16 protein-coding genes are annotated in these 18,297 nt (G+C 31.1%); 11 read left to right on the top strand and 5 right to left on the bottom strand.

The window, feature by feature from the left end:
- Nucleotides 1–45 precede the first annotated feature (45 nt).
- The 4 genes from bsdtw1_RS18455 to bsdtw1_RS18440 all read right to left on the bottom strand — a co-directional run bounded on the left by bsdtw1_RS18455 (nt 46) and on the right by bsdtw1_RS18440 (nt 3,764).
- Nucleotides 46–1,884, bottom strand: a complete 1,839-nt coding sequence (locus tag bsdtw1_RS18455; protein WP_183278993.1) for an urease accessory protein UreH domain-containing protein — start codon at nt 1,882–1,884, stop codon at nt 46–48.
- Between the two features lie 183 nt (nt 1,885–2,067).
- Nucleotides 2,068–2,511, bottom strand: a complete 444-nt coding sequence (locus bsdtw1_RS18450; RefSeq protein ID WP_183278992.1) for a MarR family winged helix-turn-helix transcriptional regulator — start codon at nt 2,509–2,511, stop codon at nt 2,068–2,070.
- A gap of 2 nt (nt 2,512–2,513) precedes the next feature.
- Nucleotides 2,514–2,996 (bottom strand): glutathione peroxidase, encoded by a 483-nt coding sequence (locus bsdtw1_RS18445; protein WP_183278991.1) that lies wholly within the window; start codon nt 2,994–2,996, stop codon nt 2,514–2,516.
- A gap of 222 nt (nt 2,997–3,218) precedes the next feature.
- Nucleotides 3,219–3,764: a glutathione peroxidase gene (locus tag bsdtw1_RS18440; protein ID WP_183278990.1), complete on the bottom strand. Its 546-nt coding sequence runs from the start codon at nt 3,762–3,764 to the stop codon at nt 3,219–3,221.
- A 393-nt stretch (nt 3,765–4,157) separates the two neighbouring features.
- On the opposite strand from bsdtw1_RS18440, the gene bsdtw1_RS18435 reads away from it, so the two are divergent.
- The 10 genes from bsdtw1_RS18435 to argF all read left to right on the top strand — a co-directional run bounded on the left by bsdtw1_RS18435 (nt 4,158) and on the right by argF (nt 16,528).
- Nucleotides 4,158–5,048, top strand: a complete 891-nt coding sequence (locus bsdtw1_RS18435; protein WP_183278989.1) for an IS1/IS1595 family N-terminal zinc-binding domain-containing protein — start codon at nt 4,158–4,160, stop codon at nt 5,046–5,048.
- A gap of 699 nt (nt 5,049–5,747) precedes the next feature.
- Nucleotides 5,748–6,164 (top strand): RrF2 family transcriptional regulator, encoded by a 417-nt coding sequence (locus bsdtw1_RS18430; protein ID WP_183278988.1) that lies wholly within the window; start codon nt 5,748–5,750, stop codon nt 6,162–6,164.
- 436 nt (nt 6,165–6,600) lie between these two features.
- Complete coding sequence (locus tag bsdtw1_RS18425; RefSeq protein WP_183278987.1) at nt 6,601–7,896, top strand: hemolysin family protein; 1,296 nt, start codon at nt 6,601–6,603, stop codon at nt 7,894–7,896.
- 345 nt (nt 7,897–8,241) lie between these two features.
- The gene (locus tag bsdtw1_RS18420) at nt 8,242–9,447 is read left to right on the top strand and encodes an argininosuccinate synthase (RefSeq protein WP_183278986.1); all 1,206 of its coding nucleotides are present in this window, start codon (nt 8,242–8,244) and stop codon (nt 9,445–9,447) included.
- Nucleotides 9,448–9,457: 10 nt separating this feature from the next.
- A complete protein-coding gene (argH, locus tag bsdtw1_RS18415; protein ID WP_183278985.1) occupies nt 9,458–10,843 on the top strand; it encodes an argininosuccinate lyase in 1,386 nt (461 codons plus the stop codon).
- A gap of 12 nt (nt 10,844–10,855) precedes the next feature.
- Nucleotides 10,856–11,899, top strand: coding sequence for an N-acetyl-gamma-glutamyl-phosphate reductase (gene argC / locus bsdtw1_RS18410; RefSeq protein ID WP_183278984.1), 1,044 nt, complete (start codon nt 10,856–10,858; stop codon nt 11,897–11,899).
- A 35-nt stretch (nt 11,900–11,934) separates the two neighbouring features.
- The gene (argJ, locus tag bsdtw1_RS18405; protein ID WP_371874762.1) at nt 11,935–13,158 is read left to right on the top strand and encodes a bifunctional glutamate N-acetyltransferase/amino-acid acetyltransferase ArgJ; all 1,224 of its coding nucleotides are present in this window, start codon (nt 11,935–11,937) and stop codon (nt 13,156–13,158) included.
- A gap of 147 nt (nt 13,159–13,305) precedes the next feature.
- A complete protein-coding gene (argB, locus tag bsdtw1_RS18400; protein WP_183278982.1) occupies nt 13,306–14,163 on the top strand; it encodes an acetylglutamate kinase in 858 nt (285 codons plus the stop codon).
- 130 nt (nt 14,164–14,293) lie between these two features.
- Nucleotides 14,294–15,466, top strand: a complete 1,173-nt coding sequence (locus bsdtw1_RS18395) for an aspartate aminotransferase family protein (protein ID WP_371874761.1) — start codon at nt 14,294–14,296, stop codon at nt 15,464–15,466.
- A 129-nt stretch (nt 15,467–15,595) separates the two neighbouring features.
- A complete protein-coding gene (argF, locus tag bsdtw1_RS18390; RefSeq protein WP_183278980.1) occupies nt 15,596–16,528 on the top strand; it encodes an ornithine carbamoyltransferase in 933 nt (310 codons plus the stop codon).
- 204 nt (nt 16,529–16,732) lie between these two features.
- On the opposite strand, the gene namA is transcribed toward argF, so the two are convergent.
- The gene (gene namA / locus bsdtw1_RS18385) at nt 16,733–17,749 is read right to left on the bottom strand and encodes an NADPH dehydrogenase NamA (RefSeq protein ID WP_183278979.1); all 1,017 of its coding nucleotides are present in this window, start codon (nt 17,747–17,749) and stop codon (nt 16,733–16,735) included.
- A gap of 140 nt (nt 17,750–17,889) precedes the next feature.
- On the opposite strand from namA, the gene bsdtw1_RS18380 reads away from it, so the two are divergent.
- The gene (locus bsdtw1_RS18380; RefSeq protein WP_183278978.1) at nt 17,890–18,225 is read left to right on the top strand and encodes a winged helix-turn-helix transcriptional regulator; all 336 of its coding nucleotides are present in this window, start codon (nt 17,890–17,892) and stop codon (nt 18,223–18,225) included.
- Nucleotides 18,226–18,297 lie beyond the last annotated feature (72 nt).

The following is an 18,297-nucleotide window of genomic DNA, read 5'->3' as shown; positions in this document are numbered from 1 at the left end:
TTTTAGATAAAAGTTTGGATAAGTATGTGTAGACGGCTTATATGATTATTGATTTATAGTTTCAGCTCTTATCTGTTCTAAGTCAGCGTTATCAAAGTCAGAGACAACTTTTATAACTCCGTAAACATTGTTATCTTTTTCAATAAAATAAGTCTCTTCTTTATCAAATTTCATATTTAACTTTCCAAGATAATTGCTTATTGTAAAGCTATTAACCTTAGCATTTGTAGTAAAACCTATAATGTCATACTTGCCATCAGCATTATTCATGCCATCTAAATTAAGAGAAACATTAGCTGTGAGACCTTTTTTAAATACCCAAACTAAAGGTTCAAATTCATTATTATTAGCTTTAATCGAAAGATTTTGTGTTATACCATCAATTTTGGCTTTTACAACTATTTTACTAGTAGGTACCTTAGAAATAGGTTGACCATATAATTGTGGCTCTTGAGTAGCTCCTCCGGTAGGAGAGCAGCAACTTGCTCCAGCGGCAGATTGTTGTTGATCTGATTGGGCTTTAGAGATATCTTCCTGAGACACATTGCCTAGGTTATCAACAACCTTGATTTTACCTGTGATCATACCCATCCAACAGCTATAATCAACATCTTTATCAGTAGGAGTAAACTCTATTACATTTTCACCGGATTTTAGTTTTTTACTTATGTTTAGACTAGGAAATACAATTTCGTTATTACAGGAAGTTATAAGTTTTCCGTCGATAACTATTTTGGCTGGTACATTTTTTTGAAGAAATACTACATTAGGAGAATAACCTTTGTTATCCGCAGTTAGGTTAATAACTTGTTTACCATCTACTAATTTTGCCTTGTTATCATCAGACATTTTAACATTAGAAGCTAAGTTTTTACTGTTTAGTATAGACATAGGTGATATATTAAAGCCCATGAGAGTAAAACCTCTGTTAGCCATGATAAATCCTAACAATATTACTACAATTCCACTGACTTTTAGTAGCTTCTTGGTCTTACCACTGTTTAGAAAACTTGCAGCAACTCCAAATATAAGCATAAGTGGAATAGTACCTAAGGCGAATATGAACATAGAAATTGCGCCTTTAATTGGACTGCCAGTAGCAAGTGCATATAATTGCATTGTTTGAAGAGGTCCGCAAGGCATCAAGCCATTCAAAAGACCAACCACTAATGGTTTACCTGTAATTGATTTTTTTGTATTACAGTTTGACCAAGGAAGTTTAATGTTAATAGATCTAAAAAACTTAAACCCAGCTAAATTAAATCCCATTATTACCATAAAAACTCCGGCAATTATGGATATTAATGCTTGAGTCCCTATAGTTATAGTAAATACAGATCCTATAGCACCTACTACTCCGCCTAATAGTGTATAAGATATTAATCTTCCAAAGTTATAAAAAAGCGAAGGTTTTAGGTTTGAAAATTTATTTACACCTTTTATTGATATACTTTGAGAAAGCATTATACCTCCACACATACCTACGCAGTGTAGAGAAGTGAAAATACCTATTACAAATAGCATAACGTATGTAGTATTTGTTCCAAGTTTAGAACTCATATCAAAGCCGATAGAATTCTGACCTAATTTTATAAATACAAATGCTATAAGTATTATTGCAAGTATAGGTAATATTTCAGTTTTAGCAGAATTACTTTGGGATAAAGTATTTCCTGTGACCGTATAACCTATCTCTTCTATTGCTCCGCATATTTTCCCATAAGAGCACTTTTCGTTGTCAAACTTAACATAAACCGATGAGTTCTTATAACTGGCCTTTACTTCTAATATACCAGAAAGAGTTTTCAAAGAATTAGATATTCTATTTTCACAAGAAGTACAGGTCATGTCGTTAACGCTAAGGTTTATACTTTTTATTGCCATTTTTATCACCCCTATAACATTTTACACCTCAAAATTATTTATCTTACGGATTATTTGTTTGTGAAAAAATATTAGCATACTATTAATGATATCCATTTTATATGAATTCTTTATGAAGAAATAGAAAAAAGTTAATATAAAGTAAAATAAAAACTACCAGATATATTTCTGGTAGTTTTTATGCTATTTCATTGATTCTAGTAGAGCTTTCATGCTTTCTCTTATACTTAAAAGTTTTTCTGGTGACAGTTTTGTATTTTCCAATAACTTTTGAGGAATGCATTCAGCTGATAATTTTTTGTTTTTGCCTTCTTCAGTAAGCTTTATTATAACGTTTCTTTCGTCTTCCTTATCTCTAATTCTCTCTATTAAATTAGAAGCTTCTAACTTTTTTAATAATGGTGTTAAAGTACCAGAATCAAGATATAATTTGTTTCCTAATTCTTTTACAGTTACACCATCCTTTTCCCAAAGTGAAAGTAGAGTTATATATTGTGTATAAGTAAGGCCTAACTCATCAAGATAAGGGCGATACCCTTTGATTATTTCTTTGGAACAAGCGTAAATAGCAAAGCACAATTGATTATCTAATTTTAACATTTCATCTTTTAATTCGTTGTTTTCCATTGTTACACGTCCTTTAAAAGTTTATTTATATCCTCCGCGATTTTTGAAGGTGATGTAGTTGGAGCAAACCTGTCTACTACATTTCCATTTGAATCAACTAAGAATTTTGTAAAATTCCACTTAATGGCTTTATTTAAAAGTCCACCTTTTTGTGAAGTTAAATATTTGTAGATAGGATGAGCATTTTCTCCATTTACATCAATTTTCTCAAACATCTTAAAAGTTACTCCATAGTTTAGCAGACAAAAACTTTTTATTTCTTCACTGTTTCCTGGGTCCTGACTAGCGAATTGGTTGCAAGGGAATCCAAGAATCTCAAAGTTTTTACCTCTAAGATTATTGTACAAATCCTCTAGTTCTTTAAATTGAGGTGTGAGACCACACTTACTTGCAGTGTTTACTATAAGTAATACTTTACCCTTATAATCAGAAAAGTCAACCTCTCTACCATCTATATCTATAGCTTTAAAATCATATATACTCATATTTAATACCTCCAATAATATTGAGTTTAATTAAATTGCATAAAACCTAATTTACAATATAAATATATCATTTATATATTTGAATGTAAATAGCTCTTCTTTAAACGAATTAAAATTAGAAATTTCATTAACTATTTGAAATTGGAATTATCGATAGTGCTAATGATGCTTTTACTGATAACAACTAGATATTCATGAAATATAGCATAAATGTTATATTAATTATAATAAAGCTTCAATATAACTTTCCATACTTAATGGATCGACAGGAGACTCAAATCTTCCGATTATCTTACCATTCCTATCAACAAGGAATTTAGTAAAGTTCCATTTTATAGAATCATCGATTAAAGATTCAGGAAAGTTTTCTTCTAAAAATGTATTAAAAAACTTTTGCTGAGGATCATTTAAGTTAAAGCCTCTAAAAGGTTTTTCCGATATAAGATAATTAAATATTGGAAGAGAATCTTTACCTCTAACATCAGCCTTTTCAAACATATTAAATGTTACGCCATAGTTTATTGAGCAAACTTTCTTTACATCTTCATTCGAACCAGGTTCTTGGTTTTCAAATTGATTTGAAGGGAAACCTAATATCTCCAATCCTCTATCTTTATATTTGGTGTATAACTTTTGTAAATCTTCAAGTTGTGGAGCAAAACCACATTTAGTTGCAGTGTTAACAATGATTAAAACTTTGCCTTTGTACTGAGATAATTCGATTTTTTTTCCATCAATATTGTTTACTTTAAAATCATAAATAGCCATTTTAAACATCTCCTAATTATATCTTGTCAAATTAAATTGTATAAAATTTAATTGAATACACATATAATATCATGGAAAATTTGTATTGTAAATATAAATATTTAAAATTAACTTATATAAGGTTTATTTAATTTGCTTCATCAAGTAATCATATAAATTATAATTACGTTAATATTTTTAGGAATAAAATTTATTCTACTGTAAGAATTTCTTAAGTTATGTTCAGAAAAATCTGTTGTTCATAGAAAGCTCACTGAAGAAGGTAGCTCCTATGAATTGTTCTAGCATAAAACTATTTATTAAATAAATGTTGGTAATGATTAAAAACATGAATATGTGGCAAGCATTAAGAGGATAGCCTAATCATTAAATTTTATTAGAGAGGTGTTCCTTTTGCTACAGCATGATGTTGAATTGAAAAAAATTGATCTGCATACTAACAAGGTTATAAAAAGAGATTTTTATAAAGATAGGGTTGTAGAAGTTTGTCCGATTTGTGGATCAAGTTGGTATATTAAATATGGTTTTTATAATGGAATTCAAAGATACAAATGCAAAGTATGTGAAAAAACTTTTTCACATACAACTAATTCATTATGGAGTTATTCAAAAAAGAATACTAGAACTTGGTTGGAATTTACTGAATTAATGACAGAAAATAAAACTTTAAAATTTTGCGCAGAAAAGCTACATATAAGTATTGGCACCGCTTTTTATTGGAGACATAAAATACTTCAAGCTTTAAGTATAGACTCCACTCCAGATAGTTTATCAGGAGTTGTACATGTAGGAAAGGTTATTTTAAAAGAGAATTTTAAAGGATGTAGAAATGCTGAAATAATTGCCTCCGCAACTCCAAGAGAAGATCTCTGGGTTATTGGTGCAAAAGGACAAGAAGACTCTATGTTTATAAAACCGATATTTAAGCATCAGTGGGATAAAATTGCTTTCAATGAAAAAGTCTATTCTAAAATAGAGAAGAAATCATACATTGCTCCCTATGGAGACAGTTATATAAAATCAATAGCAAGAAGACATAATAGAAACAAATCGATTAAGGTAGAGACTGAGTATAGAATAAAATACCTTTGGCCAAATTTGAAAAAATGGCTATCAATTTTTCACGGAGTAGCCTCGAAGTATCTAAAAAGATACCTTAGTTTCTTTATAATTATGAATTTGGATAAGGTGATTGACTATATGGATTTGATATATGATAGATTATTTGAAGGAAATAGATTTATAAAAATTGCTGAAATAAGAATTATGAATTCACCTTTTTGAAGAAATTGTAGGTTAATACAACTTTCAATAATCAATTATATTTATATTGAAAAGGTAGTTGTATAATTTGGTTATTTATTAGATTATAATTTAATACATTTAGAAATAAAATCTTGCTATTAATAGGAATTAATAAGACGATAAATGATTAATGAAACTTTAAAAATATTAATAAGTAAGGGTGTCAACATAATTCTAAATAAATTAACAGGAACATATAGCAAGAAATATGACTTTGAAAAATTAATAAGCAAGTAAAGCAACTAATGTTACTGAGAAGTAATTGCAAAGAAATATAGTTTTGTACTAAAACTGTTTTAATACTGTGGTAGTTTTAGAAAAGTATATTTAAAATATAAAGTTAATTACATGCTAGTCCACCTATGTATATAAATATTTACCAACATTTAATTAATAAATAACTGTATAAAGAAAAAATAGTTTATAAGCATATAATGATGGGGAATGTTGGTTTGTATATTATCAAAGGATACGAGTTTAATTATTTTCTAATCTACTCTATAATAAAATACATATTTTTAAATTATCATCTCAGAGCTTAAAGAAGTTTTAAAAATAGATTTTAAAACGAAGTGATACATAGTAAGTGAGTGTAGGTAAATCAAGTGAAACGTTGACATTTCAATGTATTAGTGCTATATTTAGTCATGTATTTAAAACCTTATAAGGGGTAATATTATGAAGATAACACAGGAAGTAGATTATGCTTTAAGAGTAGTTTTATACTTTTGTAAATTAGATTATGGTACTAAGATAGAAGCAAGATCCATATCAGAACATGAAAAAGTTCCTATAAGATTTTTGCTTAAGATACTTAGAAAGTTGACACATGCGAAGATTGTTAGTTCTTATAGAGGTGTTAATGGTGGTTATTCGTTAGCAAAGCTTCCACAAGAGATCCATTTGAATGATGTTATAGAAGCAATAGATGGACCTACTTATGTTGCTAAATGTATAGGTGAGCCTGAAATATGCAATGCAAATAGATCTGGAAGATGTCAGTTACATAATGCTTTGAATAGAATTCAAAATATAGTTAATGAACAGCTAAATGGTATAACCTTTGATGATATAATGAATAATAAATTTAATTAGGGATGAATATTCCCTAATTTTTTTGTATTCTAAAAGATTATAGTAAGTTAAGATTCCTGAACAACAAAAATTATGATTTTTATTAATGCTATTGAGTTTTTTACTTGATAGCATTTTTTACTGTCTAGACCATTATAAAATTTTGGGGTAACTAAACCTAGCAATATCAAGTGGTTATAAAGCATCGGATGTATAACTACTTAATTTCAATACGGTTCATTTACATCACTAAAATTAAGAAAATTATAAAATAGGATAATAGTAAGTGTTTTAAGAAATAATAATCATAGTTAAGACTAAAAAAACTTTTATCTTATAGAGTTCCTAACTCAACTATTAATTTATGAATGCCCGAAAATCCCCAGAAGCCGGGATTTTAGAACAAGTATAAATTAAGTTTCGATATAGGAACTCTTTAGTACTAAGGGAGAATGCTATGGAAGAAAATTTAATCAAAAGCATTTTATTAGTAGTAGTATTAATTGCTATAAATGCATTTCTTGTAGCAGCTGAGATGTCCATAGTCTCTTTAAATAAAAATAGAATAGGAATTTTAGCTGATAAGGGAGATAAAAAAGCTATACTGCTTAGGAATCTTACAAATGAACCAAGTAGATTTTTAGCCACTATTCAAGTTGGAATAACTCTTGCAGGTTTCTTTGCCAGTGCATCTGCAGCAACGAGTTTATCAAATAGCTTTGCAAGATTTTTATCCAAAAATAATGTGCCTTACAGTGACCAAATTGCATTGGTGATTATAACAATTGTAATATCATACTTTACATTGGTGCTAGGTGAATTATTTCCTAAAAGGTTAGCTCTAAAAAAGTCTGAATCTGTAGCCATGTTTACAGTAAAACCTGTAGTTATGATCTCTAAGATTACAGTACCATTTGTAAAATTTCTTTCTTTCTCAACAAATCTTTTAATAAGGTTATTTGGAATAGATATGAACAACATGGAAGAAAGGGTATCAGAAGAAGAAATAAAATCAATGATAGAAGTAGGGAAAGAACATGGAGTAATAAATGAAACAGAAAGAGAAATGATAAATGGAATATTTAGGTTTGATGACAAACTAGCAAAAGAGGTAATGATACCTAGAACTGAAGTATTCATGTTAGACGGTGACGAAAAAATCGCAGATGTTATAGAAGAAATAGTACATGAGAAATTTTCTCGAATCCCTATCTATGAAGATGAAGTGGATAATATTATTGGAATTTTATATACTAAGGATATTTTTAGTCAATTTATAACTAAAGACATAGATGATATAGAACTTAATAAATTAGTTAGGGAACCCTATTTTGTACCTGAAACAAAGCATATTGATGAACTTTTTAAGGATATAAAGGAAACAAAAAGTCATATGGCTATATTGATAGATGAATATGGAGGTTTTTCGGGGATAGTTACCTTAGAAGACTTGGTAGAAGAAGTTATGGGGAACATATCAGATGAATATGATGAGGATGAACAAGAGATAAGAAAAATTGATGACAATACCTATAGTGTGGATGGACTTTTATCCATATACAGGGTTAATGAAATACTTAATTTGAATATTAATTCTGAGGATACAGATACTATAGGTGGATTCGTTCTTGAGATGCTTGGAACCATCCCTAAAAATATAGAAAATTCAATAGTAAATTACGATAATATAACCTTAAAGATAGAAGAAATGAGTGAAAAAAGAGTAGAAAGAGTGAAGATATTTATACAATGACAGATGCAAAGGTTTTTTAATCTTTGCATTTCTTAATTTTCCTCAGATAAAATAGTTGTTTTTTAAAAAAAATATTATAAATATGCACTAATCAACAATTAAAATATATTCTAAATTATTATTTTTATGCATATATACATCAGAACTATGCACAAATAATATAAAACAGAATATTTGGAACATTGAATAAGCGGCTGTATAAATGCAAGTTTTTCGTGAATGTTATTGAAATGAGTGTTTAAGAAAAAATATGAATAAAAATTTATTCAAAAGTATTGCATAATTATAAAGAATGAATGTATAATTATAACATGTTTTAAATGAAGAAATTGGAGGGTGTTTTTAATGGCGAAATTAAATAAGGTTGTTTTAGCATATTCAGGTGGACTTGATACATCTATAATAATAACTTGGCTTAAGGAAAACTATGGTTGTGAAGTTGTAGCTGTAGTAGGCGATGTTGGTCAAGGAGATGAACTAGAAGGATTAAGAGATAGAGCTATCAATACTGGTGCTTCAGAATTTTATGTAGCTGATTTAAAAGAAGAATTAGTTAATGACTTTATTTTTCCTTGTTTGAAAGCAAATGCAATATACGAGGGAAAGTATCTTTTAGGAACATCTTTTGCAAGACCTATAATAGCTAAGAGACTTGTAGAAATAGCAAAAAAAGTAGGGGCAGATGCTATAGCTCACGGTTGTACAGGAAAAGGAAATGACCAAGTGAGATTTGAACTTGGAATAAAGGCATATGCACCAGAAATGAAGATAATAGCTCCTTGGAGAGAATGGGATATAAAATCAAGAGATGAAGAAATAGATTATGCTATAGCAAAAAATATTCCTATAACTTTAACAAGAGAAACAAACTATAGCAAGGATAAGAACTTATGGCATTTAAGCCATGAAGGTTTAGATTTAGAAAATCCGGAAAATGAGCCAGACTATGATAAGATACTAGAACTTTCAGTATCTCCAGAAAAAGCTCCAGATGTACCTACTTATGTAACTGTATCCTTTGAACAAGGTATTCCTAAGAAGATAGATGGAGTTGAATATGGTCCAGTTGAAATTATCAAAAAGCTTAACGAACTAGGTGGAAAAAACGGAATTGGTATCATAGATCTTGTTGAAAATAGATTAGTTGGTATGAAATCAAGGGGAGTATATGAAACTCCAGGTGGAACGATTTTATATTATGCACATAAAGAATTAGAAACATTATGTTTAGATAGAGAAACATCACACTATAAAGAACTAGTTGCAACTAAGTTTGGAGAATTGGTTTACTTTGGTCTATGGTTTACTCCTTTAAGAGAAGCACTAAGTGCATTTGTAGATAAAACACAAGAAACAGTTACTGGAGATGTTAAGTTAAAGCTTTATAAAGGAAATATAATAAATGCTGGAATAACATCACCATATTCTCTTTACAGTGAAGAAATAGCAACCTTTGGAGAAGATCAAGTTTACAACCAAAAGGATGCAGAAGGATTTATAAATCTATTTGGATTGCCAATAACAGTTAAGTCAATGCTTTCAAAAAAATAGGAGGTAAGTTATGAAACTTTGGGGTGGAAGATTTCAAAAGGAAACAAACAGTTTAGTTAATGCATTTCATTCCTCTATATCTTTTGATTATAGATTGTATGAAGAAGATATAAAGGGAAGTATAGCTCATGCAAAAATGCTTGCAAGCTGCAATGTTATTTCTTTTGATGATATGGAGAAGATAGTTGAAGGGCTTAAAAGTATTTTAGAAAACATAGAAAATGGAGAAGTTAATTTTTCAGAAGATGCTGAAGATATACACATGAATGTTGAAACAATGCTTATAAACAGCATAGGTGAAGTTGGTAAAAAGCTTCACACAGGCAGAAGCAGAAATGATCAAGTAGCATTGGATTTAAGAATGTATGTAAAAAAAGAAATTGATAAATTGAAGAACTTAATATTGAAACTTGAAAATTCAATATATAAGATAGCATCTGAAAATGTTGACACCATAATGCCTGGATATACACATCTTCAAAAGGCACAGCCCATAACCTTTTGTCATCATTTGTTAGCTTATGGAGAAATGTTTAAAAGAGATTATTCTAGACTTGTGGATTGTTATAAGAGGATGAATGTATCCCCACTGGGAAGTGGCGCATTAGCAACTACTACTTATCCACTTGATAGATACATGGTAGCGGAAGAATTGGGGTTCGATGACGTTACCATGAATAGTCTAGACGGTGTATCTGATAGAGATTATGTAATAGAACTTAATAGCGCTTTAGCAATAATAATGATGCATTTATCGAGGTTTTCCGAGGAAATAATTCTTTGGTGCACTGGGGAATTCGGTTTTATAGAGCTTGATGATGGGTTTTCTACAGGTTCAAGCATAATGCCACAAAAGAAGAATCCAGATGTAGCAGAGCTTGTTAGAGGAAAAACAGGAAGAGTTTATGGGGGGCTTATAACTCTACTTACAATGATGAAGGGGCTTCCGCTAGCTTATAACAAGGATATGCAAGAAGATAAAGAGGCTATTTTTGATAGCTTAGATACAGTTAAATTATGTATAGATGTATTTAGTGATATGCTTTCAACGGTGAAGGTTAATAGTGGAAGAATGAGAGATGCAGCTGGTGAAGGATTTACCAATGCTACCGATGGAGCAGATTATTTAGTTAAAAAAGGGATGCCTTTTAGGGATGCTCATAAGGTGATTGGACAGCTGGTTTTTTATTGCATTGAAAAGAAAACAAAATTGGAAGATTTAACTTTAGAAGAATTCAAAGGGTTTTCAAGTTTATTTGACAAGGATATTTATGAAGCTTTAGATCTTAAAAATTGTGTTGAACGAAGAGAAGTTGTAGGTGGACCTAGTAAGTCATCTGTAAATATACAATTAGATAATCTAAAATATTTCATTAAAAAAGAGCAAAAGCATTAAGGGGGATGTTAGGTGAACAAGTTAAGGGTTGGAATAATAGGTGCTACAGGATATGTAGGTATTGAGCTTTTAAGGTTGCTTCTCACTCATAATGAGGTTGAGGTTGCGGCAATAAGCTCTTCCTCCTTTGAGGGGAAAAACATAACAGATATATACCCTAATCTACTAGGATATACTGAGTTAAAATGTGAGAATACTGATGAGGTTGTAGAAAAGAGTGATCTTCTTTTCTTAGCACTTCCTCATGGATTAAGTGAAGAAATAGCAAATACTGCAATAGCAAAAGGCAAGAAGGTAATAGATTTAGGTGCAGATTTTAGACTTGAAGATGAGAATGAATATGAGGAATGGTACGGAAAGAAGTATTTATATGGAAGTCTTCATGAAAAATCTGTTTATGGACTTTGTGAAGTAAATAGAGAACTTATCAAAAAATCACCTATAATAGCTAATCCAGGATGCTTTCCAACATCCATAGCGTTAGCATTAACTCCATTACTAAAGCACAAGCTTATTAAAAAGGATGGAATAATAATTGATTCTAAATCCGGAGTAACTGGAGCAGGAAGAGGACTTTCATTAACTTCTCATTATCCAGAAAGTAATGAAAATATATCTCCTTACAAGGTTGGAGGAGTTCATAGACATATTCCTGAGATAGAGCAGAGCTTAGGTAAAGCCTATGGTGAAGAAATAAGGATTGTATTTACACCACATCTTATACCAGTAAATAGGGGAATACTTTCAACTATATACTGTGAATTAAATGAAGAAGTGAGCTATGAAAAAGCTTATGACACTTTAGTAGAAGCGTATGAAAGTGAGAAGTTTGTTAATATAGTACCTAAAGGACAGACAGCTTCGATAAAGTCAGTGACATTATCAAATAACTGCCAAATATCAGTTCATTTTGATGAGAGAGCAAATAAGCTTATTCTATGTTCTGTGATAGATAATATGCTAAAGGGAGCCGCAGGTCAGGCTATACAAAATATGAATATAATGATGGGTTATGAAGAAAATAAGGGATTAGAATTTTTAGCACCAGCATTTTAACTTTTTAATTTGTCAGCAATTTTTAAAGAGGAGGAATAGAAATGGATATATTAAAAGGTGGAGTTACAGCACCGAAAGGTTTTGTTGCTTCAGGAATACATTGCGGATTAAAGAAGAAAAAAGAAAAAAAGGATTTAGCACTTATATATTCAGAAAAGATATGTGATGCAGCAGCAGTTTATACTCAGAACAAAGTTAAAGGATCACCTATACTAGTTACTGAAAAGAATTTATTAGATTATAAGGCTCAAGCAATCATAGTAAATAGTGGTAATGCAAATACCTGTACAGGAGAAGACGGAATAATAAAAGCTAACAGAATGGCTGAAGTAACGGGTGAAAGACTTGGTATAGATAAGGAAAATGTTATTGTCGCATCTACAGGAGTTATAGGTGTTCCACTTAACATAGAAGCAATTGAAAATGGAATGGCTGAGCTTGTAAACAGTATAAATAGAAACGGAAACATAGATGCTAGAGAAGCTATAATGACCACTGATACTATAAAGAAGGAAATAGCAGTATCAATAAAAGTTGGTGATAAAAAAGTTACTATAGGGGCTATGGCAAAGGGGTCAGGAATGATTCATCCAAATATGGCTACTATGTTAGGCTTTGTGACTACTGACGTTAGCATAGATGGAAAGTTGTTAAAAGAAGCTATTCTACATGCTACCAACAAAAGCTTTAATAGAGTAAGTGTTGATGGTGATACAAGTACAAATGATATGGTAGCAGTTCTTGCAAATGGTATGGCAGGAAATGAAAAAATTACGGATAAAGATGAGAGTTATTATAAATTTTTGAACGCATTGACTTTTGTATGTACAGAACTTGCTAAGCTTATTGCTAAAGACGGTGAAGGCGCAACTAAGATGATTGAATGTTATGTTAAAGGTGCTTTAAATGAAGAGCATGCAGTAGCGTTAGCAAAATCAGTAATTCAATCAAGCTTAGTTAAGACTGCTGTATTTGGTGCAGATGCAAACTGGGGAAGAATACTATGCGCTCTTGGATATTCAGATGAACCTTTAGAAGTAGAAAAAGTTGATGTATCTTTTGACAGCATAAAGGGATATTTAGAAGTTTGCAAAAATGGTATGCCAGTACCTTTTAGTGAGGAAAAAGCAAAACTAGTACTTGGAGAAAGTGAAATATCTATAATAATTGACTTAAAAATGGGCGAAGAAGAAGCTATCGCTTGGGGTTGTGACCTAAGTTATGAATACGTAAGAATTAATGGAGATTATAGAACTTAAAAATAATAGTATGCTGTTGAGATTAAGGTGTCACTGCATCCGATGCTTAAATAAGCTTGTTCATATAGCATCTCCTGTAGTAAAACCTTAATTTCAATAATCAATACAAGTATAGTTAGAACTTATTATTATAAAGAGGTGGCAACTATGAGCAGTATAGATTTTAAGAAGGCCAATACCCTTATAGAGGCGCTTCCATATATAAAAGAATATTATGGCAAGACTATAGTAATAAAATATGGTGGAAGTGCAATGAAGAACAAGACTCTTAAAGAAGCGGTTATAAATGACTTGATACTTATGAGTTGTGTTGGAATAAATGTTGTTTTGGTACATGGCGGTGGTCCAGAGATAAATGTATTCCTAGAAAAAATGGGGAAAAAGCCAAAGTTTATAAACGGTTTAAGATACACCGATGAAGAAACCATGGATATAGTGCAAATGGTGCTTGCAGGCAAAGTAAATAAAGAGCTTGTATTCCTTATAAATTCTTTAGGTGGAAAAGCTATCGGATTATGTGGCATAGATGGAAATATGCTTATAACTGAAAAGGTAAAAAGTGAAGAAGATTTAGGCTTCGTAGGAGAAGTAAAGAAAGTAAATACAGAAGTAATAGATAACAGTTTAAAACAAGGATATATATCCGTAATAGCAACTATTGGCATAGGTGAAGATGGAAAAGCTTATAACATAAATGGTGATATAGCTGCAGCTAAAGTAGCTTCGGCTCTAAAAGCAGAAAAACTCATACTTCTTACTGATGTACCTGGTCTTTTAAGAGATCCGAGTTCAGAAGAAACACTTATTTCAGATATAAGAGTGGGAGAGATTCCGGAGCTTATGGAGGAAAAGATAATAAGCGGAGGAATGATACCTAAGATAAACAGTTGTGTTGAGAGTATTAGAAATGGAGTTAAGAGAGTTCATATACTAGATGGAAGAATGCCACATTCTGTTCTTATAGAGTTGTTCTCAGATGAAGGTATAGGTACCATGATTCACTAATATAACACATAGCTGAAATAAAGTGACGGTGAATATTATTAATTAACAATATAGTAGTTAGATCTTTCTAAGACTCATTGAATTAACATGATTTCGATTTAACAGAGTCTTAAAGTAAATAGGAGGTGTAATAAAAATGGATTTTAAAGAGAAATGGAATGAGTTCTTCATGGATACCTATGGTCAATTACCTATAGCTCTTGTTAAAGGTGAAGGTAATTGTCTTATAGATTCTGAAGGGAAAAAATATATAGATTTTACAAGTGGTATAGGGGTATCTTCTTTAGGTTATGGGAATGAACAATTAAAGAAGGGGTTAAAGGATCAAATTGATTTGCTTCTGCATACTTCAAATATATTTTTCAATCCAGTAGCTATAGAAGCTGGAGAAAAACTAATAAAAGCAAGTAAGTTAAAGAAAGTCTTCTTTGCTAACTCTGGAGCAGAAGCAAATGAAGGTGCTATAAAGCTTGCAAGAAAATATAGCTTTGATAAATATGGTGAAGGAAGAGGAAAGATAGTCTCTTTAAAGCAATCTTTTCATGGAAGAACTCTTGCTGCACTAAAGGCAACAGGACAAGAAAAATTCCATAATTACTTCTTCCCATTTCCAGAAGGATTCGTATATGTAGAAAAAAACAATATAGAAGCCTTAAAGGAACAGCTTGATGGAACTGTATGTGCTGTAATGATGGAAGCTATACAAGGTGAAGGCGGAGTATATCCTTTGGATGAGAGCTTTGTAAAAGACGCAGTTGCGTTATGCAAAGAAAAAGATGTGTTAGTAATATTTGATGAGGTTCAGTGTGGAGTAGGAAGAACAGGAAAGTTCTTTGGATTTGAGCATTTTAATGTAGAACCAGACATAGTAACCCTAGCTAAGGGATTAGGTGGCGGACTTCCTATCGGAGCAATCTTAGCTGGTGAAAAAACTGCTGGAGTATTCAAAAAGGGAGATCATGGATCAACTTTTGGAGGAAACCCAGTAGCTCTTAAAGGTGCAAGTGTAGTTCTTGATGTGGTAACCAGTGAAGGGTTTATAGATGAAGTTGCGAAAAAAGGTGAACTTATAAAGAACATAATAGAAGGTTTTAATATTCCAGCAGTAAAAGAAGTTAGAGGAAAAGGACTTATGTTAGGTATTGAACTTGAAGGTGAGAGTAAAGATGTTCAAGAAAAAGCTTTAGCTAAAGGAATATTGACTCTTACTGCAGGAGCAAAGGTTCTAAGACTTCTTCCACCATTAACTATAACTGAAGAAGAAATAAAAGCTGGATTAGAAGTTCTTAAAGAATGCTTTTAGTACAAAATTAAGGCTACATTTAACGGTTGAGTTGAAATTTAGGTGTCATACATTGAATACTTTAATGAGCTTCGCAAAGAATCACTAAATTATTGATATATAAATAAAAATATCTTAGGGGGAAGAGTTATGGAGAATAAGCATTTACTAAAGCTAAATGATTATACAAAAGAAGAAATAATGGAAATACTAGAACTTGGGGAACAGCTTAAGTATGAAACAAAGCATGGCATACCTCATGATCATCTATTAAAAGGAAAGACTTTAGGAATGATATTTGAAAAATCCTCTACAAGAACTCGTGTATCCTTTGAGGTTGGTATGTATCAACTAGGTGGATCAGCCTTATTCCTAAGTTCACATGATATACAACTTGGAAGAGGAGAACCAATAAAGGATACAGCTAGAGTTCTATCAAGATATGTGGATGGAATAATGATAAGGACCTTCTCCCAAAAAGATGTTGAAGATCTAGCAGAGTATTCAAGAGTCCCTGTTATAAATGGACTTACGGATGAAGAGCATCCATGTCAGGTTTTAGCTGATTTACTTACAATAAAAGAATTTAAAAGAAAGTTTGAAGGTCTTAAGGTTGCTTTTATTGGAGACGGAAACAATATGGCAAACTCATTGATGGTTGGATGTTTAAAAGTAGGTATGAGTATAGGAATCGCTACACCAAATGGCTATGAACCACCTGAACATGTTATAAAAAGTGTGAAGGAAATAGAGGAAACTTCAAAAGGAACCGTGACTTTTGCAAGTAATCCATTGGATGTAGTTAAAGATGCTGATGTAGTTATTACAGATGTCTGGACTAGTATGGGCCAAGAGGATGAAACAAATAAGAGAAAAGAAGCATTTAAGGGTTATCAGGTAAATAGCGATCTTATGGGAATAGCTAAGAAAGACGCTATGGTTCTACATTGTCTTCCTGCTCATAGAGGTGAGGAGATAACAGAAGATATACTTGAGTTACATGAAAAAGAAATATTCGAGGAAGCAGAAAATAGACTTCATGCACAAAAGGCAGTTATGGTTAAATTGATGGCAAGTAAATAAATAAGTCTGTTCTTAAAGAATATTAAAGTATACTATGTAAAATAGAACCTTGGGATTAATGAAAATTAGTCACAAGGTTCTATTTTTTAGGGGGAAGAATAGTGGATTATATTACCATAGTTGTGGATAAATTTTAATTATTAATGATGATAAATGATGTGAAAACACTTCATTTCTAAAATCAGAAGATGAAGTGTTTTTATGTTACTTAAAAGCTCTAAGGTACTGCTTAGGATAATCAATATCTAAGTTTTTGTCTCTGGCATCATTTAATATTAAGAAAGGATTCCTTAAAAGTTCTCTTCCGATTGCAACTAAGTCAGCTCTTTTATTAGATACTATTTCTTCTGCCATATTAAGATCTGTTATTAAGCCAACAGCTATAGTTGGTATGTTGCATTTGTTTCTAATTTCATTTGAATAATTAACTTGGTACCCAGGGTATACAGCTATTTTTGCTGGAACTAATCCACCAGTGCTTACATGGACTATATCAATATATTTTTTAACTTCGTTTATTATTTCAATCATATCATCTAAGGTTATGCCATCTGTAGTATAATCATCTGATGATACTCTAAGTGAAATTGCTTTATTTTCTGGCCAGACTTCTTTAATAGCCTGTAGTATTTCTTTAAGGAACTTAGTTCTGTTTTTAACACTACCACCATACTCATCTGTTCTTAGATTTGAAAGTGGTGATAAGAATTGATGTATTAAATAACCATGAGCTCCATGTATTTCAATTGCATCAAACCCAGCTTTATCAGCCCTTTGAGCAGCTTCTTTAAACTTTGTTATGATTTCTTTTATATCGTTCTTAGTTAATTCTCTAGGAAGTATACTGTCTTCATCAAATCCAATTTTACTTGGAGCAACTGCTTCGCTAAAATTTCCTGTATATTTTCTACCTGCATGATTCAGTTGTATAGCTATTTTAGAGCCATATTTTTTTACACCCTCAACAATAGTTTTTAATCCGTCAATATGAGAATCATCCCAAATGCCTAAGTCATTATCTGATATTCTTCCATTTTCAGTTATGCCAGTAGCTTCTACAATAATGAAGCCCACTCCACCTATTGCTCGAGTTATATAATGATTGTAGTGAAAGTCATTAGCTTTACCATCATTATCTGCAGAATACATACACATAGGTGGCATTACAATTTTGTTTTTTAAAGTAGTATTCTTTAAGTCATACTTACTAAAAATATTCATATATTTCATCTCCTTTATATAAAGTTATTGAATAATGTTATTATAGTATATATACTATATTTTAGGAAGTAGTGATATTATAATCATATAATTTCAAAAAAGTAAGTAATATGATGAATCAAGACATGAGGGGGATAAATATGTCTGAAATTAAATTGGAACGAGGAAATTCTTCAGATAAATGTCCAATAGAAGCAGCAATAGATATAATAGGAAGTAAGTGGACGTTTTTAATAATAAGAGATTTACTAATAGATGGAACCATGAGATTTGGTGATTTAGTACGGTCACTAGATGGAATAAGCCCAAAGACCTTATCTGTAAGGCTTAGAGAATTAGAAAAAGTGGGATTGGTGGATAGGATAGTATACCCGGAGATTCCTCCTAAGGTAGAATATAAGCTAACTGAAAAAGGAAGAAACTTAGAAACTGTGTTTATAGAATTAAAAAGATGGGGACTTACAATAATTGAATAAAGAACTCATACAGGAGATTTAATTTATAATTGTTCGAATGACATGCGATTTATGATTCTTTGACATACTAAA

This window comes from Clostridium fungisolvens, from assembly GCF_014193895.1.
GTDB lineage: Bacteria > Bacillota > Clostridia > Clostridiales > Clostridiaceae > Clostridium_AR > Clostridium_AR fungisolvens.
The sequence above is the reverse complement of the archived record's forward strand: the minus strand, read 5'-3'. Positions and strand labels throughout refer to the sequence as shown.

Excerpts from the sequence above, each read along its gene's own strand:
- bsdtw1_RS18430 (WP_183278988.1), top strand. The coding sequence starts at position 5,748 with ATGAAGATAACACAGGAAGTAGATTATGCTTTAAGAGTAGTTTTATAC.
- argF (WP_183278980.1), top strand. The coding sequence starts at position 15,596 with ATGGAGAATAAGCATTTACTAAAGCTAAATGATTATACAAAAGAAGAA.
- bsdtw1_RS18380 (WP_183278978.1), top strand. The coding sequence starts at position 17,890 with ATGTCTGAAATTAAATTGGAACGAGGAAATTCTTCAGATAAATGTCCA.
- bsdtw1_RS18455 (WP_183278993.1), bottom strand. The coding sequence starts at position 1,884 with ATGGCAATAAAAAGTATAAACCTTAGCGTTAACGACATGACCTGTACT.
- argH (WP_183278985.1), top strand. The coding sequence starts at position 9,458 with ATGAAACTTTGGGGTGGAAGATTTCAAAAGGAAACAAACAGTTTAGTT.
- argB (WP_183278982.1), top strand. The coding sequence starts at position 13,306 with ATGAGCAGTATAGATTTTAAGAAGGCCAATACCCTTATAGAGGCGCTT.
- bsdtw1_RS18425 (WP_183278987.1), top strand. The coding sequence starts at position 6,601 with ATGGAAGAAAATTTAATCAAAAGCATTTTATTAGTAGTAGTATTAATT.
- bsdtw1_RS18440 (WP_183278990.1), bottom strand. The coding sequence starts at position 3,764 with ATGGCTATTTATGATTTTAAAGTAAACAATATTGATGGAAAAAAAATC.
- bsdtw1_RS18420 (WP_183278986.1), top strand. The coding sequence starts at position 8,242 with ATGGCGAAATTAAATAAGGTTGTTTTAGCATATTCAGGTGGACTTGAT.
- bsdtw1_RS18445 (WP_183278991.1), bottom strand. The coding sequence starts at position 2,996 with ATGAGTATATATGATTTTAAAGCTATAGATATAGATGGTAGAGAGGTT.
- namA (WP_183278979.1), bottom strand. The coding sequence starts at position 17,749 with ATGAATATTTTTAGTAAGTATGACTTAAAGAATACTACTTTAAAAAAC.
- bsdtw1_RS18450 (WP_183278992.1), bottom strand. The coding sequence starts at position 2,511 with ATGGAAAACAACGAATTAAAAGATGAAATGTTAAAATTAGATAATCAA.